Here is a 23,282-nt window from a genome sequence, read left to right on the forward strand (position 1 = left end):
TTTAATGAGTTGGACCCGCGTTGCGTTGAGTGGCATGTTGCTGCTTGTCATCTGCGGCGGTATCGTGTGGGGTATTTTAGATTGTCGCGTTCGACACGTTGCCATGCTTACGTGGAAAACGGCGGTTCGCCTTCGTTTTATTTGGGTGATGATCATTCTTCTGTTGCTCGCTGTGGGCGGGCTGCCGGCTGTTTTGCGAGATGACGGCTCGGCCAAGGGCATGGCGCAAATCATCCTCACCTACACCCTGAGCATGACCACCGGCATTTTGGGGCTCTCCACGTTGTGGCTGGCGGTGGGCAGTATGGCGTCGGATATTGGCGGATGCCAAATGCAGATGATAGTCACCAAACCCATCGCTCGCTGGCAAATCTGGCTGGGCAAATGGCTGGGCATCATGGGCCTAAACCTCGTCCTGTTAGGTTTGGCGGGAACGGTGGTGTACGCGATGGTGGAATACCGCGCGCGTGTGCTGACCAGTTCCCAATACGAACGGCTCAAAGATCGGACTGATGATGAAATTAAACAGGATGTCACCAAGGCATTGAGGGAAAACCGGGTTCGGGTTGAAGAGGTGTTTGTGCTTCAGGAAGAGAAACGCCAATTAAAGTTGGACGACAATCAAAGACCGATATTTCAGCCGATGGGTGCGCTTAAGCAATTGTTGGCGGGTTTGCCGGAGCGTGAACTGCGAACGCAAGTGCTGGTCGCCCGGGCTCCGCTGGAATTGGTGGATGTAAAAATAATGGAGCGGAGCGGGAACAGTATGAATTCCAGTTCGTATAAAGACTGGAGGAAACTGCAGCGGGAAAATGATGAGCGAGTGGAATTAGCCAAAGCCCTAATGGAGGTTCAGGCGATGGCCCGGGCCGAGCAGGATCGCCGGGCAAATAAGGGGGGCGCTTTCGAGAATGTGGAGATTCCCCAGTCGCTGCCCTTTGATATTCAGCGGCAAATTCAAGACAGGGTGCGCATGGGATACCTGATCAGCTCACAAGTGATGCGGCCGGAAACCGCAAGGCAGTTTATCTTCCAAAAACCAAGGGGAGGGTTTGACGAAGACAGCGGGTTGGTTCTGAGATTTCAACTGTTGGATACTCGTATGAATTTCAAAGGGGATCGTCAATATCGTACCGTAGTGGGGTATGGGCCTTCAATCGATCAACCCGGCATTGAAATTGTGGGAAGCTATATTGCGCGAACCCAAATCGAGGAGGCGATGCTGGCCAAGGGATTTCGCCTTGGAGAAAATGGTGAACGCGAAGAGGTCAGCGTTTTTGGTGAGGATGGTAAATTGTATGTGAATGTGATGAATGCGGAAATTCCGCAACCGGAACAGGAATATATGGCCGCGCTGAAACTGCCATTTCTGAATGAAACCACCGGCGAGCTGGATCCTCGCGGCGTGGAGGTGATGTATTATGAGGGCGGATTTTTCAAAAATTACCTGCGCGCATTGGCTGTGGTATTTGCCTGGCTGGGTGCGTTGGCCGCGCTGGGGCTCATGGCCGCAAGCTTTATGTCCCTCCCTATGGCGGTGTTTGCCTGCACAGGAATCCTGCTCATTTCCTTTTGCACCGGATTGCTGAAAGACGTGGTGAAAGATGATACCATTATGCAGACCTATACCGACGGAGTGCACGACACTTCTGTGGTGGATATTTTTGCAATCAATTCATTTAAGGTGATGGTGGCAGTGATCTCACCAGTAAAGGATTACTCACCGATTGGAGATCTCACCGAAGGCCGGGCCATCACTTGGGGGCAACTGGGCCGGGCCTATAGTTATATTTGGGGCGTAACGGGCCTCTTGATTTCCGGGCTCGGGATGCTAATCTTAACCCGCCGCCAACTGGCCATTACCGATACTACCGAATGACCGCACGCCGCGCCAATACCGTTGATAGCCTGCCCAAGCCCGCCTTGGCCGGGCTCATCGTGTTGTTGTTGGCATTGACGTTTGTTGTTCAAGGCCGGCTGAACGAGCAACGGGCCGAGCTGAGTCATAACTATCTCGAACCCTTGCAGAATGCCCCGCCCTTGCTGGTGCTTGCCACTCAGGCGTTGAGCGGGTTTCGCGGAATCATCTCCTCCTACCTTTGGCTGCGCGCAAACGAAGCCCAGCTGGAAAAACGGTATCAGGAACAAATGCAACTTTCCCAATGGGTCTCCCAACTTCAGCCCAATGTCCCCACGGTGTGGGCCAATCGTTCCTGGAACATGGCTTACAATATCTCGGTGAAACATCCCGATGGCGAAACCCGCTGGATATACGTGCAGGAGGGCATTCGGTTATTACGCGATGAAGGCATCCGTTACTGTCCGCAGGAGCCAATCATCTACCACGAGTTGGCCTGGATTTTCCAACACAAGGTTGGGCATAACATGGATGACCACCATCGTTTATATAAACGGCAATGGATGAACAACATGACCGCGGTACTGTGGGCCACACCCGAGGATGCCCGCAATTCCAATGGCGTCCCCAACTTTGATGAGCTAATCGACCCGCCCAATGACGAAGTGGCTGCGCGCGTGAAAGTGTTGCGCAAAAAATATCGGCTGGATCCGCGCGAAATCAAAGCGGTGGCCATTAAGTACGGCAGATCCAAGCTTCCCAACGGCAAGATCGTGAACGCCTTGGACTGGCGGATTCCTGAAACACATTCCATTTACTGGGCTCACCTCGGCCTCAAACGCTGTTCGCATAATCCATCCCGCGAGAAGGCGTTACGAAAGCTCGAGCGCATCATTTATCAATCGATGATGTATGCCTTCGAGCGCGGCAAGTTGAACTGGAACCCAATTGACAATCAGTACGAATTTCAGAATGTCACCGGCCCTGGAGGTTCCACCCGGAATATGATGAACATCAGCGCCAGTTGGAGCACTATTCCCAATTTGGACATCACCACAAAAGCTCATGAGGCTTATCAGGAGATGATCAAGCAGGCGCAGGAGACGCGCGGTGAGGATATTTCCAGCACCTTCGGAACGGCGCATTTTAATTTTTTGCGCCGCGCCGCCAACTGGTTCTACTACTACAACCGCGAAGAAGAAGCCCGCTATTGGCTGACAGTTTGCGCCAAGCTTTATCCGGGCAAAGTCCGGTTCTACCCCGGTTTTGATTTTGAGAATGACACGATAAACATGGATGAGTTTATCCGTTACAAGCTGGAGGAAGACGTGAAGCGAGGCAACTTCGACAAAACACAGGCCCTCTTCACCGGCTTACTGATTCGCCACTTTACCTTGCTGGGTGAAGGCGATGCGGAAGAGGCTGACTCCGCCTTGGGAATGGCCAAAGAAGTGGTGGACCGCTATAATGCGCGATTTGCTAATGCCAAAGGCGGTCGAGTCTCCTTGCCTCCGTTTGAAGTCATTCGGATTCTACGGATGCGCGCCTTTCTCCTGGAAGAAAGTAAAGTGCGCGCAGCCATGCTGCGGACTGCCGTTGGGTTAGCCGAAGGCGAAATGCCCGAGGTGCCCACACCTCCGCCATCGCCGGGCCCCCAACCCCAACCCGGTCCCGGCCAGTAATAATCCCGGCTTGCCCCGGCGCGATTGGTGAACCACCTTTTCCCTATGCGGATTGTTCAACTCATTTCCTGCTTCGCCGTCCTTTGCGCGGGATGCGGGAAGGCGGATGAAACCAACAAAGGCTCGGGGGGAGGTCAGCCGATTGATAAGAGCAAACAGGTACTTCGGCTCGGCAATTCATCGGAACCGGAAGGACTGGACCCGCAAATCGTTACCGGTGTGCCGGAGCATTTCATTCTGGCTGCGTTATTGGAAGGGTTGCTGAGCGAAAACCCCAAGACCCTTGCGCCTGAGCCGGGAGTGGCCGAGCGGTGGGAAATATCCGAGGACGGCCGCGAATACACCTTCCACTTTCGCGCAAATGCAAAATGGACCAATGGCGATACGGTGAAAGCCAGCGACTTTGCATACTCATACGAGCGGATGCTCACCCCGGAAATGGCCACCAAGTACGGCTACATGCTGCATGTGCTGAAAAATGCCAAGGCGTTTAACGAGGGCACATTGAAAGATTTTTCCAAAGTTGGCGTAAAGGCGGTGGATGACCGTACGCTTGTGCTTACGTTGGAGGAGTCCACTCCATATTTTCTCCAGCTCATCAATCATTACTCGTGGTATCCGGTACACCCGCCCACCATCGAGAAGTTTGGTGGCATGACCCAGCGCGATTCTCAATGGACCCAGCCCAAAAATTACGTGGGCAACGGCAGCTTTCGCCTCAAGGAATGGAAGCTCAACGAGCACATTCTTGTTGAGAAAAACCCCCGCTACTGGGACGCGGACAAGGTCCGGCTGGAGAAGATTTATTTTCTACCCATCTCTAGTGCCGAGACTGAAGAAAAAATGTTTCGGGATGGCCAGTTGCACGTTACCCAGACCATTCCACTCACCCGCATTGAGCATTACCAAAAAGAGGAGCCGCAAGTGCTGCGTGTGGATCCGTACCTCGGCACCTATTTTTATCGAGTGAATGTGAATCACAAAGCGTTGAAGGACAAACGCGTTCGACAGGCACTGGCGATGTCCATCAATCGCTATGAGATAACCCGCTTCGTGATGAAGGCCGGTCAGATTCCTGCTTATTATATGACGCCGCCCGACACTGCCGGCTACACATCGAAGACCAAGTTCACCTTTGATCCTGACCGCGCGCGCCAGTTGCTGGCCGAGGCGGGCTATCCCAATGGCCGAGGCTTCCCCAAGATTGATATTTACTACAACACCAGCGAAGCCCACAAACAAGTTGCCGAAGCGCTCCAGCAAATGTGGAAGAAAACCCTCAATATTGACATTGGGTTATTTAATCAGGAATGGAAAGTGTACTTGGACACCGTTAACAAAATTAAGTACGACGTGGCCCGCGCCGGATGGATTGGAGATTATAATGACCCCAACACCTTCCTCGATATGTGGCTCACTGGCGGCGGCAACAACCAAACTGGCTGGTCCAATGCCCGCTACGACCGGCTGATCAATGAAGCCGGACAGAGCAGCGATTCCACAGCGCGCTTCGAGAAATTTCAGAGGGCAGAGGCCATCCTGCTCGACGAAATGCCGGTCATCCCCATTTATTTTTATGTGAGCCTGTCCCTCGTGAAACCCAACGTGCGCGGCTGGCACCCGAACATCCTTGATCATCACCCCTACAAATACATCTATCTCGAGTAGCTGCGTGCAATGATCCGGTATCTTTTCAAGCGGCTTATTATTTTTGTCCCGGTTCTCTGGGTCATTGCCACCATAACCTTTTTTATGGTTCGAATGGCGCCGGGCGATCCGTTCAGCGATGAAAAGGAAATGACCGAGGAAGTGCGCGATCGCATCAAGGCCTACTATGGGTTGGATCAGCCGCTTGGAAAACAATACCTCATTTATCTTGGCATAATGGCCAAGGAGGTGAGTAAGCATCGGGTGACCTTTGCGACTGGTGAAAATGCTAAGGAATACCGGCGCGAGGATGTGAACGCCACCCTCCGCGTCACGGTCTCCGGCGTGGTCAAGACCGTGCAGGGCGACAGCCAATGGCTGACCCGGCCTTTGGATCAAAACGCCACTTCCGGCGTGCGCGAGGTGGAGGTGTTTCGCCGGGAACGCTCCGGTTTATTGCAGGGCGATCTCGGCCCATCCTTCAAGCACAAGGGCAAGAGTGTGAACGACATCATCCGCGAATCATTTCCCAAGAGTCTGGAGCTGGGCCTTTACTCGATGGCTATCGCGCTGTTGTTGGGCATCACCGCCGGTGCCATTGCGGCATTGAAACAAAACACCATCCTCGATTACGCCCCCATGTCGTTCGCGATGGTGGGCATTTGCCTGCCCACATTCGTGATGGGCCCGCTGCTGGTACTGGTTTTTGGCCTCTGGCTGGAATGGTTCCCCGTAGCCGGCTGGTCGGCTTGGGGCGCCGAAGGCTTTTTCCCCGAGGGCTGGCCCGGCGACCGCGTATTGCCGTCCTGCACGTTGGGGTTTTTCTACGCCGCCATGGTGGCTCGGCTCACCCGCGGCGGTATGCTCGAGACGCTTAGTCAGGATTTCATCAAGACCGCCCGTGCCAAGGGTCTCACCGAAACGCGTGTGGTGGTAAAGCACGCCTTGCGCGGCGGGTTGCTGCCTACCGTCAGTTTTCTCGGGCCCGCCTTCGCTGGGATTATCAGCGGCTCGTTTGTCATTGAAACCATCTTCCAAATCCCCGGACTTGGACGACATTTCATCGAGGCGGCGACTAACCGCGATTACACCCTCGTGCTCGGAACCGTGCTGTTTTACGCCACGCTTATTTTAATGCTCAACCTCATTGTCGACATTCTCCAAGCCTGGCTCAACCCCCGCATCCGAACCCAATGAAACGCGACCGCCTAGCTGATGTTAATCTTGACGAAGGCAGTTCCCTTTGGAAGGACGCCCGGCGCCGTTTGTTTCAAAACAAGATGGCAGTGTTCGGATTGTGCGTTTTTTCGTTGATCACACTGCTCAGTTTCGTGGGCCCCTCGCTGCTGCCATACGATCACGAGAGCATCGATTTGCCCTTCCAAGCGCGGCCGCCTTTATCGGAAAAGCACCCCTTCGTTTGCCCAAACCATGAATACGTGCATCTTTATTCCGAAGATGAAAACTGTTATGTCTGCAACACGCCGCTGGAACCGGCTGCCACCCAACCCGCCCGCCACCTGATGGGTACCGACAAGTTGGGCCGCGACCTTTGCGCCGCAGTGCTGCGAGGCGGCCGCGTGTCGCTGGCCGTTGGCTTCATGGCCACGGCAGTGTCACTGGTCATCGGTGTCATCTGGGGCGCGGTGGCCGGTTACTTTGGCGGGCGTGTGGATCAGTTTTTGATGCGCATTGTAGATGTCCTTTATGCGTTGCCCTTTCTCATTTTCGTCGTGCTGCTGATGGTTATGTTCGGGCGCAACTTCCTGCTGCTCTTTTTCGCCATTGGCTTTGTCGAATGGCTGACTATGTCGCGCATTGTTCGCGCGCAGGTAATGGCGTTGAAAAATCAGGAGTTTGTCGAGGCCTCCGTGGCGCTTGGCTATGGTCGGGCGCGGATTATTTTCCGCCATCTGTTCCCCAACCTGCTTGGGCCGGTGATTATTTATACCACGCTAACCGTGCCAGCGGTGATGCTGCTTGAATCGGTGCTCAGCTTCCTTGGGCTAGGCGTGCAGGCGCCGGACACTTCCTGGGGCGTGCTCATCAAACAGGGCGCCGAGGGTATGGAGGATTACCCGTGGTTGCTGCTTTTCCCGGCTGCTTTTTTCTCGCTCACACTTTTTAGCCTAAACTTTATTGGCGATGGACTGCGTGATGCGTTGGATCCTAAATCATCGAAGGATTGATATGGCAATACTCGAAGTCGACAATTTGAAAACTTACTTTCACACGCGCAATGGCGTGGTGAAGGCGGTCGATGGCATTTCGTTCCATCTAGAAAAGGGCGAAATTCTCGGTATCGTGGGCGAGTCCGGCTCGGGCAAATCGGTGACGGTGCACACGCTGATGGGCCTCGTGCCACAACCGCCCGGACGCATCGAGGGCGGCACGGCAATGTTTGATGACAACAATTTGCTTGCCGCTGATGAAGCGGTGTTTCGGTCGCTACGTGGTAAGCGCATCTCAATGATTTTTCAGGATCCGATGACTTCGCTCAACCCGTATTTGCGAATTTCTGAGCAGCTTATCGAACCGCTACTCATTCACGGCCAAGCTAATCGTGAAGAGGCGCTGCAACGTGCCATCACGATGCTCGAGAAAGTGGGTATGAGCGACGCCGCCGAGCGAGTGCATTCGTATCCGCACGAATTCTCCGGCGGTATGCGCCAGCGCGTGATGATCGCCATGGCGCTGATCACCGATCCCGAAGTACTCATTGCCGATGAACCGACCACCGCGCTGGACGTCACTGTGCAGGCGCAAATTCTGCGGTTGCTGAAGAAATTGCAAAGCGATCTCGGCGTGTCAGTTATTTTCATAACGCACGATCTCGGGGTCATCGCCGAGCTGGCCGATCGCGTGGTGGTGATGTATCACGGCCATATTGTGGAGCAGGGCGAGGTCTTGCCGATTTTTGAAAACCCGCAACATCCGTACACCAAAGGATTGCTCGCCTGTCGACCACGATTGGAATCGACCTTCAACGTGCTGCCCACCGTTTCCGATTATCTTGATGAAACGGAAGTGGCCGGCGAAATCGAGCTCAGCGAAAAGCCCGATGCGGTCGCCCGCATTGAGGCGATGCAAAAAATCGAGGAACCGAAAATCGACGAAACTGATTTGCTGCTCGAGGTGAACGATCTCCAAGTGCATTTCCCTGAACGCGCCGGCTTTTTTTCCGGCCCAAAAGGCGTGGTGCGAGCGGTCGACGGCGTCAGCTTTATCGTGCCGATTGGCAGCACACTCGGTCTTGTTGGCGAATCCGGCAGTGGTAAAACCACCACCGGCCGCGCCATTCTCAACCTTGTGGCGCCCACCGCCGGTAGTGTGAAATTTTTGGACGAAGAAATCGCCGGCCGCAATGCCGCTGCAATGTTGCCGCTGCGCAAGCGGATGCAAATCGTTTTTCAAGATCCGTATTCCTCGCTCAACCCGCGCCTCACCATCGAACAGGCGCTCACCGAGCCGATGGCCGTGCACGGCATTGGCAGCAGCCACAGCGATCGTCGCGACCGCGCGGCGGTCTTGCTGGAGGAGGTCGATTTGGAGCCGCATTTTCTGCGCCGTTATCCGCACGAATTTTCCGGCGGCCAACGCCAGCGTATTTGCGTGGCGCGCGCGCTATCGCTCGAACCGGAGTTCATCGTGTGCGACGAAGCTGTCAGTGCAATGGATGTCTCGGTGCAGGCACAGGTTTTGAATTTATTGAAGGAACTTCAAAGCCGCCGCAACCTTACCTACATATTCATCAGCCACGATCTCAGCGTCGTCAAATTTATGGCCGATACAATGGCCGTGATGCGCGATGGGAAAATCGTGGAGCAGGGCAGAGCCGAAGCCATCTACGCTAACCCCGCCGAGGATTACACCCAACGTCTCATCGAGGCCATTCCCCGCGATAGCGTGGACTTCATCAAGCAGCGGGTGGCATGATTTTTTGTCGGCATATGCCGACAAAAGGGATGCTCTTTTCACACAAGTCTCAGCACTTTGAGCTATTGCCCAAGCGCTAGTTTTAGTCTTCTTTACCCTCTAACGGTGTTGGCGCGGTTTCGGGGGTGGAAGGGGCAGGCTGGTTGGTGGAAGGGGCAGGCTGGTTGGTGGAAGGGGCAGGCTGGTTGGTGGAAGGGGCAGGCTGATTGGTGGAAGGGACAGGCTGATTGGTGGAAGGGACAGGCTGATTGGTGGAAGGGACACCGCCTAATCCGTTGCCCGGTCGGGCGGGTTGTTCTGTGTTGGCTTTATTATTACCTGTTTTCGCAGTGCCGGTTGTTTCGCCGTCGCGTTTGTTCATGTAGGATAGCACGAGGCAGAGTACGAGGAACAGGATGGTGCAATATTTGGTAAGTTGGGTGAGTACGTTGCCGGCGCCGGCGCCAAAGAGGGCGTCGGTGGTGCCGCCACCAAAGGCTGTGCCGAGACCGGCTTCTTTTTTGGGCAGTTGCACGAGCACCAGCAGGATGAGAAATAGGCTGATTAAAAACAGGATGATCGTGAGGGCAAGATTTAGAATTTCCATTGGGTTTCCTTAATTGAGTGTGTTGGTAATGATTTCAATAAAACTTTTGGCTTCCAATGATGCTCCGCCGACGAGGGCGCCGTCCACATCGGGTTGGCTCATTAATTCGCGCGCGTTGTCGGGCTTCACGCTGCCACCGTACTGAATCCGCACTTCGGCGGACACGCTCGCGGGCAACTGGCCGCGGATGAACGCGTGCGCGGCTTGCGCCTGTTCGGTGGTGGCTGTTTTGCCGGTGCCGATCGCCCACACGGGCTCGTAAGCGATGATGGTGTCGCGCAATTGGTCATCCGTCAATCCGGTAAGGCTGCCGCGAATTTGTTCGCCCACCACTTCCTCAGTTTGATTGCCCTCGCGTTGGGCGAGCGTTTCGCCCACGCAAACAATCGGCTTAAGTCCGGCGGCGAGCGCGGCTTTGGCCTTGGCGTTTACGAGCGCGTCGCTTTCCTTTTGGATCGCGCGCCGTTCGGAGTGGCCGAGGATGACAAAGTGCACCAGCAACTCGCGCAGCATCCCGGCGGCAATCTCGCCGGTGAACGCGCCGAAATCCTGCTCGCTCATATTTTGTGCACCAAGGCGGATGCGAGTTTCGCGAATCCCCGCCGACACTCGCTCCAACGCGGTGAACGGCGGGCACAACACCACGTCCACTTCTGTTTGATTGGCGAGTTCGAGCTTGAGGGCCTCCACTAGTTCCGTGGCTTCGGCCACGGTTTTGTTCATCTTCCAGTTTCCGGCAACGATTAATTTTCGATCTTTGTTCATTCGATTAAATTATTGTTCAGAGAGCGCGGCTACGCCGGGCAATTCGTTGCCCTCAAGAAATTCAAGGCTCGCGCCGCCGCCGGTGCTCATAAAAGTGACTTGTTCGGCCAATCCGTTTTGGTTCAACGCCTTCACGCTGTCGCCCCCGCCGATGATGCTGACAGCCCCCGCGCCCGTGGCGCCCGCCACGGCGACAGCCACAGCCATCGTGCCTTTGGCAAATCGCGCGTCCTCAAAAATGCCCATCGGACCGTTCCATAAAATTGTCTTTGCGCCAGTGATGGCCTCGGCATAGCGTGCAGCGGTGGCGGGGCCAATGTCCACGCCCTCGCGTCCATCGGGAATGTCTTCGGAGCTGTTTACCTCGGGGTCGGCCCATTTGCCGTCATTCATTTGGGAAATTAAATTATCGGTCGGCAATAAAAATTCAACGCCACGGGCGGCGGCTTTGTCCAGCGCGGCTTGGGCGATATCGACTTTATCCGGTTCCACCAGCGAATCGCCCACAGATTTGCCGAGCGCGAGTTTGAAGGTGTAGGCCATTGCGCCGCCAATCAGAATGGTGTCGGCCTTTTCAATTAAGCGATCGATGACTTTGATTTTATCGGACACCTTTGCGCCGCCGAGAATGACGACGAAAGGCTTGTCCGGCGTTTTCAGTTCTTCGCCAAGAAATTTCAACTCGCGTTCCATCAACAATCCCGCTGCGCATTGGCCGCCGCGGGCGGTGATGACTTCCGCGATGCCCGCCGTGCTGGCGTGCGCTCGATGTGCTGCACCGAAGGCATCGTTCACAAACACATCGGCATTGGCCGCAAGTTGTTCGGCGAAGTCCGGTTTATTTGCTTCCTCGCAGGCGTGGTAGCGGACATTTTCGAGCAACAGGATTTCGCCGTCCTGCAAATTGTTCACCGCCGAAGAGGCGGCTTCGCCCACACAATCGTCAACGAAGGCCACGGGTTGGCCGATCAATTCGGCAAGTTTGTTGGCCACCGGACGGAGGCTCATCGATGCCACGCGCTCGCCTTTGGGCCGGCCAAGATGCGCGGCGAGGATGATGCGCGCGCCTTTTTCGGTGAGCAATCGAAGCGTGGGCAGCGTGGCGCGGATTCGTGTGTCATCATTGATCACCATTGTGCCGCCGGTTTCCTCCATCGGCACATTATAGTCCACGCGTGTAAACACGCGTTTTCCCTTTAAATTTAAGTTATTAATCGTCAATTTCGCCATAAGCGGGCGCGGAGCATAGACCAAGCAAGCGCCCGATAAAAGCAGAAAAACAGCGGTTTTCGCGCATTTTTAACGAACTTGAAGGTGATGCCAAAACTGGGTGGGAGCTTCGCCCTCCCGAGAGTTGCACTACTCTGCGCGCAGCAAGTCCAAGGCTATTTGGAAATCGTCCGGCAAGGGCGCTTCGAGCGTGAGGCGTTTACCGCTGGCGGGATGATCAAAGCTGAGCGTGAAGGCGTGGAGCAGTTGGCGCGGGGCGGTGTAGCTGGTGGCTTGGGTGAAGGCGCGGGTGGGGCGGCCGCCGTAGACGGCATCGCCCACCACGGGGCAGCCGAGGTGCTGTAGGTGCACGCGGATTTGGTGGGTGCGTCCGGTGTGCAGGGTGGCTTCGATCAGTGCGGATTTATTTAAGAGTTCGAGTACTCGAAAATCTGTGTGCGCATCGCGGCCATTGGGGGTGATGGCGATTTTTTTGCGATGCACCGGATGGCGTGCGAGGGGTTCTTTCACAGTGTGCTTTGGTTTGGACGGTTGGCCGCACACCAGGGCGTGATAAATTTTGGTGGTTGTGCGGTCGGCAAACTGTGCGGAGAGTGCGAGGTGCGCGTCGTCGTTCTTGGCCACCACGAGGCAGCCGCTGGTGTCTTTATCCAGCCGATGCACAATGCCCGGCCGCGCCACACCGCCAATGCCGCTGAGCTGACCGGCGCAATGGTGCAGCAGCGCGTTCACCAACGTGTTGCTTTCGTGGCCGGCGGCGGGATGCACGACGATGCCTGCGCGTTTGTTGAGCACCAGCAAATGGTCATCCTCAAAAAGAATGTCCAACGGGATGTCTTCGGGTATCGCCTCAGAGGGGATCGCTTCGGGCCATTCAATGGTGATCGCCTCGCCCGCCCGCGGGTGGTGCGTGGCTTTGGTCGGTTGGTCGTCCACGCGCACGTTGCCGTTTTCGATGAGGCGCTGGAAGGTGCCACGCGAGGTTTCGGGGAAATGCCCCTGCAAAAACTTGTCCAGCCGCGCCTTGGGTTGCGATTCCTCGACGCGCAGTGTCTCGCGTCGGCTCATACCTCTTTCACGGGGCGATCTTTCAGCTTGGCCCACAAAATGCCTCCGGCGACGAGCAAGCCGATACTGATGAGTTGGCCAGGAGGTAATTCGCCCAGAGTGTTGCCACGGGGATCGTCCCTTAAAAATTCTATTCCAAATCGAATGACTGCGTAGCCCATTAAATATGCGGCAAAGATTTGTCCGTCGAATTTGCGTTTGCGAAATAGCAACGCCAGCCCCGCGAACAGGGCGAAGTTCAAAAGCGATTCATAAATCTGTGTGGGATGAACGTGGCCGGGGTGGGTGGGGTGACCCTCGGGGAACGTCACCGCCCACGGCAAGGCGCAGGTTTTTCCATAACAACAGCCGGTCATAAAACAGCCCAACCGCCCGAAGGCGTGGCCCAGCGCGATGCTTGGCGCGAGGGCATCGAACGTGGCCCACACGGGCATTTTTTTCACGCGCGTGAAAATGATGATGGCGATGCTCGCGCCAATGAGCGCTCCGTGGAACACCAAGCCGGAGCGTTGGAAGAGCAATTCCTTGAGCGGCTTGCCGCTGTCGCCTTCGTTGATGACGTACAGCAGCTTGGCGCCGGCGATGCCGCAAATGAAAATCCACAGCACGAGGTTGGAGAGATCCTCCGCGTTGAGGCCGATCTTCATTCCGCGCCGCCCAGCCGTCCACAGCCCCAGCATAAATCCCGAGGCCAGCAAAATGCCGTACCAATGAACCGTTAACCCGCTAATTTGAAATGCAACCGGATGCACGCGGCACGTTAATCCGCGCGGCAGTCCGGAGCAAGCTTGGCTTGTTTGCACCTGAATAAACTGTATGCGCGGGCGGTTTTGGGGTAATCACGCCGCGTGTCGAATTTGATTAAAGAGGTGGAGGCGCACGCGGCGGAGCGGTTGGTGTTGGCGGAAGGTCAAACGCCGGCGGCGGAGTTGGCGCGTTACAAGCGGTTTCTCAAGGACGAGGCGGCGCGGCTCAAGAAGTTGCATCGCGGCGGGGGCCTTGGGCGTGAGGTGTGCCGCGCGCGGGCGGCAGTGATCGACGCGCTCATCCGGCATTTGCTCGATACGGCGATTGGGCTTGCGCCATTGGGAAAATTCAAAACCCCGCCGTCCATCGCCGTGGTGGCCATCGGCGGGTATGGCCGCGCGGAACTGAATCCGCAGAGCGACATCGATATTCTTTTTCTGTGTGACGACCGTTTGTTGGCCAAGCCGAAGCCGGAGGAGTTTTTGCAGAGTGTCACGGACACGGTGCTGTACACGTTGTGGGATGTGGGCTTGAAGATTGGTCATTCGGTGCGGCGCGTGCGCGATTGCGTGGAGGAGGCGAACAAGGATATGCAAAGCAAAACGGCGCTGATCGAATCGCGCCGTGTGGCCGGCGATGCATCGCTGTTTGAAAAAATGGAGCGCACGGTGCACGCCAAATGCGTGAAGCCGCACGTGGAACATTACATCGCCGCGCGGCTGGAGGATCAAGCGGCGCGGCGTGCCAAGCATGGCAACGCGGTGACGATGCAGGAGCCGAATATCAAAAATGGCTGCGGCAGTCTGCGCGATTATCAAAATCTGCATTGGATGATGCACTTCCGCGAGGGGTTCCGGATGATGGAAGATTTGGAGGCGCGCAAGGTGGTGACCAAAGCCGAGGCGGAACGGCTGGAGGCGGCGTATTCTTTTTTGCTGCGCGCGCGCAATGAGCTGCATTATCAGATGGATCGTCCCGTGGAGGTGCTCACCAAAGCCGTTCAGCCGAAGGTGGCGTGGCAGTTGGGCTACACGAACCGCTCGCCCGCCAAGCGCTTGGAGGCATTTATGGGGGATTATTACAAGCATGCGCGCCACATTGATCTCACCGTGCGGGCCATCGAACAACGTCTCGCGCTGGTGCCGCGTCCGGCGTGGCAACAGGCGTTCGGGCGTTGGGTGAGTGGCCGCAAGGAACAGGTGATCGATGGGTTTACGATTGAGGATGGCGCGATCAATACGAAAAACCGCCGCGTGTTTCGCGATCAACCGCGCAAACTGATGCGCGTTTTTTTGCTGATGCAACGCCATAGCTTGCGGTTGCATCCGGATCTCGCGCAGATTATTCGCCAACAAGTGTGGCTGGTGGATCGCGCCTTTCGCGAGGACCCGCACGTGCACGAGACCTTTCTGGAAATCCTCAATCACCCCGGCGCGGTCGGCCGCATTCTGCGTCGGATGCACGAGCTGGATTTGTTGGGCAAATTCCTGCCGGAGTTTGGCCGACTGACGTGCCTGGTGCAGCACGAGTTTTATCATCAATACACCGTGGACGAGCACACCCTCGTGTGCCTCGAAAAACTCGATGGCTTGTGGGAGGAAACGTGGCCGGACTACCGCCGCTACCACGAAGTGTTTGAGGAAATTGATCGGCCTTCCACGCTGTACCTCGCGCTGTTGCTGCACGACTCGGGCAAGGGCATCGAGAGCGATCGCCACGAACGCGAAGGCGCGCGTGTGGCCGAGCACGTGGCCGATCGCCTCGGCCTCGATGAAGCCGCTGCCGATAGTTTGCAGCTCATCATTCGGCATCATCTCACCATGGTGCAAGTGGCGCAGCGGCGCGATTTGGAAGACCCGCAGGTCATCAGGCAATTCGCCGAGGAAATGGAGACGGAAGAAAATCTGAACCTGCTGATGCTGCACACGCTGGCCGATTCGCTGGGCACGAGCGATGATTTGTGGAATGGGTTCAAGGATACTTCGCAGTGGAGTTTGTTTTGGAAAACACGCGCGCTCTTCCGCGAAGGCCCTGTTGCGGTGCGTGCGGAAGAAGAGGAACGCGCCGAAATTGAGGCTGAAGTCACCAAATTGATTGGCAACAAAGTGCCGCGCGAGGAAATCACCGCGCACTTTGAGCAATTGCCAATGCGTTACTTTCGCGCCTTGCCGGCTGATGAAATCGCCGAGGACATCGGGTTGGTCAACGAATTCATCCGACTGCAAATTGCCTTTGACGATCGAATGCTCGAGCCCGCCGTGGAATGGCAGCGCGACCGCGACCGTGGCTATGCCGTTGCCAGCATTTGCACGTGGGATCGCTCCGGGCTATTCAGCCGCATCACCGGCGTACTCGCACAATGCGGCTTAAATATTTTAAGCGCGCAGATTTTTACGCGCGGCGATTCGATGGTGCTCGATCACTTTCATCTTACTGACGCCCGCACCGGCCAGTTGCCCACCGGCGAACAACGCGCGCAATTTACCGAGCACCTCAAACCCGCCCTCGCCGCGCACGAGGACCCCGATCTCGATCTCGCGGCCCTTCCCGATTCCGGCATCGAATACACCTCGCTCACCGGCGAACGCATTCCCACCGAAATCCATTTTGACAACCGTTCCAGCGCACGCTTCACCGTGCTCGATCTCGAAGCCGAGGACCACGTGGGCCTCCTCTATGCCGTTACGCATACGCTAAACGCCCTCGGCCTCACCATCGAGCTTGCCCGCATTAACACCGAAAAAGGCGGTGCCAACGATAGCTTTTATCTCACTGACATCGATGGCGAAAAAGTAGAAGAAGAAAGCCGCCAACAATTCATCGCCACAATGCTCCGCCACGTCATCGCCGCGCTGCACGAGGCGTAAAAATACATGTTGACAACAACCGTTTGAATGTCAGATTTGAACAGTTCTGACTAACTATGAAAAAAGTTTAAAATGAAAACCAACATTCCCCTGTTACTGTCAGTCATTTTCACCCTATTAACGTACTCGGTGCGCTCAGGTGTTCATACATACATTGAAGAATTTGACCTTATTACCGGAGAAGGTTTCTATGAAGAAACTGGGTACGATGAAGACTATGGTTATTATGAAAAAATCAGCACGTTCGATGATTCGGGGCACTTCGAAGAAATGGGATATTCCGAGGAGTCAGGATTTTATGAAGAACACGGATGCGTTGTAGAAGATGGGCTTTGTGAGATCAATGGTCTGTCAGAGTCATGTGGTTCTTATCATGAGGAGTGGGTTAGCAATAAATTAGATCTACTTGACTTCAATGAGTTGGCGGATCAAGTTTTATTACAGGTCTGGGACGGAAAAAAATCTTTTGTGTCGAATGACGTGATGTTGGAGATGGAGGAACATCAAGTGGATGAGGGTGAGGGCGAAAAATGGACTTCAAGTGAGTCCTCTGTGGTTGATTTACTAGACTTCCATGAATTGGATATGATGAGTCTTTTGTTTAAGGAAACACTTGATGTTCCATGGATATGGATGCCTCAACCTTTTTTTAATAACCAGCCACTGAATAAAGTACGAGGACTATCTGATGATAAAATCAACATATGGTTCCATAGGGACGAGGGGGAAATACTTTTTTGGGTTGAAATTGTTGATGTGGATGGCAAAGTAGTCGGGTATACAGCGTGGCAGCTGGCTCTCTCCGGCGAGTATGTACATGATGTCACCATAAATGTAACTGACGTGGAAGGTGGCGCGGCGAGGACATTGTTCACAAAGAAAGTGAGGCGGATGTTTGCGTGGGATTTCCAAATACAATCAGAACGAGGAATTGAAAAGGATAAATGGTATCGCTACACAGCTATGAATAATGGTTTGGTGCCGCTTGAAGACACAGTTGGTGATTTAAATAATTATACGCGCAAAATCCCCATTTATAAACGCACGAACTTAATAGGTGGAATTGTTCCTGAGGGTTGCGGCCCGTATAAGGTGGAAATAAATTATATATTGAGTATTGTGATTGGAAGTTTAAATTGGTTTGGGAGGAGGCACGAAGACTTGTGAATCAGTTAAAATTCGATCGATTGTTTTGCTTTGTGGTGGCCTTGATAGCTGTTGGCTGCCAAGGCGTTGTTGAAGAAGGAAAGGTGTGGGGGTACACTAGGGCAGAATGGCACTTGGCTGCTGAGAAACGTTGCAACGCTCGGATTATGAATTTCTTGGGTGCTGTGAACGGGGTTATGAGAAAGGATAATTTGATTTTGATTCGGAAGCATCCCGATTTCAACGATGATCAAATTTACTTTTATGGGAAACAGTTGACACTTGAGGAAAAGAAATTGTTTCGTCAAACGTCTGCGCGTAGCGCAAAACAGTTGAAGGACATCGGCCACCCTTTTTGGGACGAGATTGAGAAGGTGTTGGACAAAGCACTCGGAAAAGAAAGTAGGGACTTTAACCCTCAAACAACGCCATAGCCGCTGCTTGGCCGCCGTTGTGGCTGAGGCTGACGTGGACGCTTTTGCCGCCTTGTTCGAGTAATAGAATTTTTCCGCGACCGTGCAATTTCACCGTCGGGCGGCCTTTGGGTTGATGGACGATTTCGATGTCGTGCCAGCCGAGTTGTGCGCCGATGCCGGTGCCGAAGGCTTTGCTGATCGCTTCCTTGCCGGCGAAGCGCGCGGCGATGCATTGGGCGGGGTCGCCTTGCGAGAGGCAATATTTAATTTCCTCCTCGCGCAGCACGCGATTCAAAAACCGTTTGCGCCAGCGCTTGCAAATTTCGCGGATGCGCTCCACTTCCACGATGTCGATGCCGGTCCCAAAAATCATCCGCGATAGCCTTTCATCAGCTGCAACATTTCCTTCACCGCTCGCGGCAAGCCCACGCTCACGGCGTGGCTGATGATGCAGTGGCCGATGTTCAACTCTTCCAAATGGGGCACGGCGTGGAGTGTGCTGAGGTTGTCGTAATTAATTCCGTGCCCCGCATTCACGCGCAGGCCGAGGCTGTGCGCGTGCTCGGCGGCGGCGATGAGGCGATTGAGTTCCCGCTGGCGGGCGCGGGCATTGCCGAAGTGCTCGGCAAACTGGCCGGTGTGCAGCTCGATAAACTGCGCGCCCGAACGCGCGGAGGCGTCCACTTGTTTGGCATCGGGATTGATAAATAAACTGACTTCAATGTTGGCCTTCGCCATTTTTTTGCAAGTGCGCTTCAGCGCGGGTAATTGGCCGGCCACATCGAGCCCGCCTTCGGTGGTGATCTCCTCGCGTTTTTCGGGGACGAGACAGACGATTTCCGGTTTGGTACGCAGGGCGATGCGGACCATCTCGGCGGTGTTGGCCATTTCGAAATTGAACCGCACGCTCACCGCTTTGCGCAGCGCGGCGATGTCGGCATCCAAAATGTGGCGGCGATCCTCGCGCAAATGCGCGGTGATGCCGTGCGCGCCCGCGGCCTCGGCGGCGATGGCGGCGTCCACCGGCGAAGGCTCGCCGCGCTTTTGCCCACTTTGCCCTCGATAACGCGCCTCGCGCAGCGTCGCGACGTGGTCGATGTTGACTCCCAACTTAAGCATCGGGACACGCTACGCAAATTCCCCCGCCTTGCCAACTCCGCGGTGTGTGTTAAAAATTCGATGTGAAATTTCCAATGCTCATCATCGCCGCATTGTTGATGGCGGGGGTGTTGTTGGGCGATTGGATCGAAATATCGCCGGCAATCATTTTGGCGATGGCGTTGCCGGCAACGGGCGTGGGATTGGCTGCCGTGTGGCTCGGCCAACGCTGCGATGGGGCGGTGTCGCAACGAGTAGGATTTTCTAATGACCGCCTCAGGATGGTTTCCGGCATAGCCGATGTCGTGCGGCAAGTGGCGTTGATTGCCACGATTGTGTTGGTGGGTTGGGCCAATTACATACGGCAAACTGCGCCTATTTCACCGAATGATCTGCGGCATCTCATTCCGGAAGAGGGCGCGATTGTCACGCTGCGCGGCAAGTTGGTGGCCACGCCGGAACGCCGTCACGCGGGCGTGGTGGAGCGCACCTCACTGCGCATCCGCGCCGAGAGCATTACACGCCGCGGTCAAAGCCAACCCGCCCATGGCACGGTGATGGTGACGACCACGAATCAGCTGGGCGAAGATTTTTATGCCGGGCAATTCGTGGAGGTCGATGGCGTGCTCATCCAACCCGAGCACGCGAAAGCGCCGGGATTGTACGACCGCCGCGAAAGTCTGCGGCGGCGTGGCATTTATTTTGAACTGAATACGGACAAACTCACGCGCTGGAAACTCATCCCGCAAAGCTCATCGCCGCGCCCTCCATTGGCCGATCGCTTTCGTGCGTGGGCGCGGCACAATCTCAGTCGAGGACAACCGGAGCAAGACGAAGCGCTGGAGTTGCTGTGGGCGATGAGTCTCGGCTGGCGCACGGCACTCACGGGCGAAGTGGCTGCGCCGTTTATGCGATCGGGCACGATGCATTTTTTTGCAATCAGCGGATTGCACATCGGATTGGTGGCGGGAATTTTCGTGGTGCTGCTGCGGGTGCTGCGTGTGCCGCGTGCGTGGGTGGGGGTCGTGGCGATTCCGTTGCTGTGGTTTTACACCGCGGCCACCGGCTGGCAACCCTCCGCCGTGCGGGCGACGGTGATGATGACGCTCATCCTTGCGGCGTGGTCGCTTAAACGGCCCGTCAATATTTTGAACTCGCTCGGGATGGCGGCGTTTCTGATTTTGTTGTGGGATCCGCAACAACTGTTCCGTGCGAGCTTTCAATTGTCTTTCGCTGTGGTCTTCAGCCTTGCGTTGGTGATGCCGCCCATCGTGGAACGACTGCAAGCAGGCGTGCGGCCGGATCTATTTTTGCCGCGCGAACTTTGGCCGCGCTGGCGGCGGTGGATTTTGGAACCGTCGTATTGGTTGGTGGGGGCAATCGCGGTTTCCTTTTGCGCGTGGCTCGCGTCGTTGCCGCTCATTGCGCATTATTTTCATTTGGTTAACCCCGTGGCATTGCTGGCGAATGTGCCGGTGGTGGCGTGCGGCACTTTGGCGTTGGCGAGTTGTATGGGGAGTTTTATTTGCGGCGGTTGGCTGGAGCCGCTGACGATTTTGTTTAATCACTCGGCGTGGTTTTTTATGAACTGCATGATGGCCATCAGCCAATGGACTTCCGATCTCCCCGGTGCGTGGCAATATGTGCGCGCGCCTGCGCCGTGGATGATGGCCGGCTGGTACGCGGTGCTTTTCGGCGTGGGCACGGGCTGGTTTTTGAAACCCGCTGTGCGTCGCTGGGCCTTGGGTGGCGGCGGCGTGTTTGTGGTTTTGTTGTTGGCGCGTTGGCAATTTGATCAACAGGAAGTGCGGATCACGATGCTTCCGGAAGGGCCGATGATTCACGTGGAGGCTAACGCGCATACATCCGGTTTGCTGATCGATACCGGCAACGCGATGGCCGTGGAATATACCGTGCAGCGTCATTTGCAAGCGCGCGGTGTGGATGCCCTACAGGCTGTGGCGCTCACGCACGGCATCGGCCATCACATAGGCGGCTTTACTCATTTGCTGGCTGCGCAGCCGCTGGAGCGCGTGTCCTTGAGCCACGCCAAATCATCCTCCAGATTTCATAAAACCGTACTGGCGGAATTGGCGCAACACGAGGGATTGAAACGCACCGTATCCGCTGGCGACTCTATCGGCCGGTGGACAGTGTTGCATCCGGCGAAAGGTGATGATTTTGCCCGCAGCACCGATGATGCGATGGTTTTGCGCGGCGAGTTTCACGGAGTGCGCGTGCTCCTCCTTTCCGATGTGGGCCCGGATGGCTGCCAAGCCATGCTGGCCCGCGATGCTGATTTGCGCGCGGACATCGTGGTCGTGGCCATCCCCAGCTATGGCGAACCACTGAATACCGGTTTGCTGCGCCTCATCGATCCGAAAGTGATTATTGTTCACGACAGCAAATACCCCATCGCCGAACGTGCTTCAGCCGAGTTGCTCAAACGCCTAGGTGAAAGTGGTGTCGAAGTGTTTTCTGTGCGGCGACAAAAAGGGATTTGCCTTTCCATCGCTCGAGGTGATTGGTGTTTGAAAAACTCGAACGGTGTGTTGTGGCGTAGCCGTGAGTATTAGCGGGGATTCATTCGCCTGTCGGGCGCACAAAACAGCCAAGCCCAATGCAGCCTAGTCCGTTTAGTAACAGAAACGCCGTTGCCAAAACGGAGAGCGCCTCGGCGTTGCGGTTGTTTAGAATGACAGAGCCGGCTTCGGAGCCGGGGCGGATGTCGAAGCAGATCATTTGTTGGTCATTGCGGACGTAAAGCCGACCGTTGGCGAGGGCGGGGTTGTTCCAAGTTTTGCCGGGGAGGGCGGGGAGGCGGGCGATTTGTTGATGGGATTCGGGGGTGGCCTTGACGAGGGCGAGGTCGCCGTTTTCGCATTGGATGATGAGGTGGCCTTGGGCGAGCAAAAGCTGGCCGTGGCCGTAGTTGTCACCGCGCCATTGTTTTTCTCCGGTTTGGGCGTTGAGACAGACGAGGTACGCGGCGTTGTCGCCGCCGCCATCGTCGAGGCCATAAAGGTGGCCTTCGTGTAGCACGGAACTGGTGAATTTGTTTTTCAGGTGTTTATTTTCCCATACGAGTTTGGCGGAAAAGGTGTCGCCGGTTTTTTCAATTTCGATGAGGCCGCAGCCAGTGCCGTAGCCGGCGCTGATGAAAACGTGTGTGTCATCGATCACAACGGGTTGGGCGATGTTGTTGTCGTAGCTCACGGTCCATTTTACGGTCCACAAAATTTCGCCGTCCTCAAGTGAGAGCCCTTGGATCGCGCGGCCGGCGCAGAGCAGGATTTGTTCGCGTCCGCCGAGCGTGGTGGTGATGGGCGACATGTACGCTTGTTTTTCAGCGGCGGAACGCCACAAGACTTCGCCGGTCATTTTGTCCAACGCAAACACGGTGTGCTTGGCTGATCCCGCGCGGGCGCCGGCGGTGATGATCAGTTTTTCGCCAGCCACCCACGGCGAAGCGCACGTGCCGAAGGGGAGGTTGCGCGTGCCGAAGGCGTCGTAAATGTTTTTGTGCCAAATTACTTTGCCGGTGTCGGCGGCGAGACAATGGAGTTGGCCTTCGGCACCGAGTGTGTAGAGGCGATCGTCATCCCACGTGGGTGTGGAGCGCGGGCCTACGCCACCCATTGCGGATGTGTCGTTAAATTTTCCAGCGTACGTGTGCCGCCAGAGTCCACGGCCGTCGGTGAGGTTGTAGCAGGTGACCACTTCGCCTTCGGCCCATTGCTCGAGGGTGAAGAGACGGCCGCGGGCGAGGGTCATCGAGGCGTGGCCGCCCCCGACCGGGGTGGTCCACGCGGACTTCGGCGGGGCGGTGTCCCAATCGGTTCGGATGGTGGGCCCGTTGTAAACGCCATCGCGCCGCGCGCCACGATAGCCCGGCCAATGGGCGGGGTCATCGGAGTTGGGTTTACGATCAGAATAATTCCAATCTGCATCGCCGGGTGCGGCCAGCACCCAACGGAGATCGCCGGGCAAGCCGCGTCCATCCCAGTCCACACGCGTCCAGCCGGCCTTGGTCATTAGCAAAATTCCGAGAATGAATTGGACGAGCATGAAGATGAGCAGCATCACAGTCTTGCCTCCGCGCCACGGGAGGCGATGCCGCCACAACAGCCAAATGGCCAGCGGCGGGCAAAGGTAGCTGGCAAGGCGCGGGGAGACAGGCGGCTCGGTGTTGCTCATGGGCGGAGTGTATCCGTGTTGTCGCCGAGGGCAAACGTT

At 56.0% G+C, this 23,282-nt stretch carries 18 protein-coding genes; 10 read left to right on the plus strand and 8 right to left on the minus strand.

Features of this window, described 5'->3' with window-relative positions; genetic code table 11:
• Positions 1–4: 4 nt before the first annotated feature.
• The 6 genes from H8E27_03915 (at position 5) to H8E27_03940 (ending at position 9,123) form a co-directional block, all read left to right on the plus strand.
• Positions 5–1,879 carry an ABC transporter permease gene (locus tag H8E27_03915; protein MBC8324753.1) on the plus strand — a complete coding sequence of 625 codons (1,875 nt, stop codon included), beginning with the start codon at positions 5–7 and terminating at the stop codon, positions 1,877–1,879.
• A complete protein-coding gene (locus tag H8E27_03920; protein ID MBC8324754.1) occupies positions 1,876–3,540 on the plus strand; it encodes a hypothetical protein in 1,665 nt (554 codons plus the stop codon). The genes H8E27_03915 and H8E27_03920 overlap by 4 nt, the downstream gene beginning before the upstream one ends.
• A 45-nt stretch (positions 3,541–3,585) precedes the next feature.
• The gene (locus H8E27_03925; GenBank protein ID MBC8324755.1) at positions 3,586–5,208 is read left to right on the plus strand and encodes a peptide ABC transporter substrate-binding protein; all 1,623 of its coding nucleotides are present in this window, start codon (positions 3,586–3,588) and stop codon (positions 5,206–5,208) included.
• A 216-nt stretch (positions 5,209–5,424) separates the two neighbouring features.
• Positions 5,425–6,384: an ABC transporter permease gene (locus tag H8E27_03930; protein ID MBC8324756.1), complete on the plus strand. Its 960-nt coding sequence runs from the start codon at positions 5,425–5,427 to the stop codon at positions 6,382–6,384.
• Between the two features lie 83 nt (positions 6,385–6,467).
• A complete protein-coding gene (locus H8E27_03935; protein MBC8324757.1) occupies positions 6,468–7,376 on the plus strand; it encodes an ABC transporter permease in 909 nt (302 codons plus the stop codon).
• Between the two features lies 1 nt (position 7,377).
• A complete protein-coding gene (locus H8E27_03940; protein MBC8324758.1) occupies positions 7,378–9,123 on the plus strand; it encodes an ABC transporter ATP-binding protein in 1,746 nt (581 codons plus the stop codon).
• A gap of 82 nt (positions 9,124–9,205) precedes the next feature.
• Here the strand turns inward: H8E27_03940 and secG are convergent, their stop codons facing one another.
• From secG to lgt, 5 genes are all read right to left on the minus strand, one after another.
• A complete protein-coding gene (secG, locus tag H8E27_03945) occupies positions 9,206–9,709 on the minus strand; it encodes a preprotein translocase subunit SecG (GenBank protein MBC8324759.1) in 504 nt (167 codons plus the stop codon).
• Positions 9,710–9,718: 9 nt separating this feature from the next.
• Positions 9,719–10,474, minus strand: a complete 756-nt coding sequence (locus H8E27_03950) for a triose-phosphate isomerase (GenBank protein MBC8324760.1) — start codon at positions 10,472–10,474, stop codon at positions 9,719–9,721.
• Positions 10,475–10,483: 9 nt separating this feature from the next.
• The gene (locus tag H8E27_03955) at positions 10,484–11,704 is read right to left on the minus strand and encodes a phosphoglycerate kinase (protein MBC8324761.1); all 1,221 of its coding nucleotides are present in this window, start codon (positions 11,702–11,704) and stop codon (positions 10,484–10,486) included.
• Positions 11,705–11,833: 129 nt separating this feature from the next.
• Positions 11,834–12,772 (minus strand): RluA family pseudouridine synthase, encoded by a 939-nt coding sequence (locus H8E27_03960; protein ID MBC8324762.1) that lies wholly within the window; start codon positions 12,770–12,772, stop codon positions 11,834–11,836.
• Positions 12,769–13,524, minus strand: a complete 756-nt coding sequence (lgt, locus tag H8E27_03965; protein MBC8324763.1) for a prolipoprotein diacylglyceryl transferase — start codon at positions 13,522–13,524, stop codon at positions 12,769–12,771. The genes H8E27_03960 and lgt overlap by 4 nt, the downstream gene beginning before the upstream one ends.
• A gap of 96 nt (positions 13,525–13,620) precedes the next feature.
• On the opposite strand from lgt, the gene glnD reads away from it, so the two are divergent.
• From glnD to H8E27_03980, 3 genes are all read left to right on the plus strand, one after another.
• Positions 13,621–16,386 carry a [protein-PII] uridylyltransferase gene (gene glnD, locus H8E27_03970; GenBank protein MBC8324764.1) on the plus strand — a complete coding sequence of 922 codons (2,766 nt, stop codon included), beginning with the start codon at positions 13,621–13,623 and terminating at the stop codon, positions 16,384–16,386.
• A 72-nt stretch (positions 16,387–16,458) separates the two neighbouring features.
• The gene (locus H8E27_03975; GenBank protein MBC8324765.1) at positions 16,459–17,553 is read left to right on the plus strand and encodes a hypothetical protein; all 1,095 of its coding nucleotides are present in this window, start codon (positions 16,459–16,461) and stop codon (positions 17,551–17,553) included.
• Positions 17,550–17,966, plus strand: a complete 417-nt coding sequence (locus tag H8E27_03980; GenBank protein ID MBC8324766.1) for a hypothetical protein — start codon at positions 17,550–17,552, stop codon at positions 17,964–17,966. Before H8E27_03975 ends, H8E27_03980 begins: the two co-directional genes overlap by 4 nt.
• Here H8E27_03980 and acpS read toward each other — a convergent pair.
• Both acpS and H8E27_03990 read right to left on the minus strand, forming a co-directional pair.
• Complete coding sequence (acpS, locus tag H8E27_03985; protein ID MBC8324767.1) at positions 17,944–18,321, minus strand: holo-ACP synthase; 378 nt, start codon at positions 18,319–18,321, stop codon at positions 17,944–17,946. The genes H8E27_03980 and acpS overlap by 23 nt on opposite strands.
• Positions 18,318–19,067 carry a pyridoxine 5'-phosphate synthase gene (locus H8E27_03990; protein MBC8324768.1) on the minus strand — a complete coding sequence of 250 codons (750 nt, stop codon included), beginning with the start codon at positions 19,065–19,067 and terminating at the stop codon, positions 18,318–18,320. Before H8E27_03990 ends, acpS begins: the two co-directional genes overlap by 4 nt.
• Before the next feature lie 62 nt (positions 19,068–19,129).
• Between H8E27_03990 and H8E27_03995 the strand changes: the two genes are divergently transcribed.
• Positions 19,130–21,622 (plus strand): ComEC/Rec2 family competence protein, encoded by a 2,493-nt coding sequence (locus H8E27_03995; GenBank protein MBC8324769.1) that lies wholly within the window; start codon positions 19,130–19,132, stop codon positions 21,620–21,622.
• Between the two features lie 7 nt (positions 21,623–21,629).
• Here the strand turns inward: H8E27_03995 and H8E27_04000 are convergent, their stop codons facing one another.
• Positions 21,630–23,243 carry a PQQ-like beta-propeller repeat protein gene (locus H8E27_04000; GenBank protein MBC8324770.1) on the minus strand — a complete coding sequence of 538 codons (1,614 nt, stop codon included), beginning with the start codon at positions 23,241–23,243 and terminating at the stop codon, positions 21,630–21,632.
• Positions 23,244–23,282 lie beyond the last annotated feature (39 nt).

This window comes from Limisphaerales bacterium (genome assembly GCA_014382585.1).
In the GTDB taxonomy this organism is placed as follows: Bacteria; Verrucomicrobiota; Verrucomicrobiia; order Limisphaerales; family UBA1100; genus JACNJL01.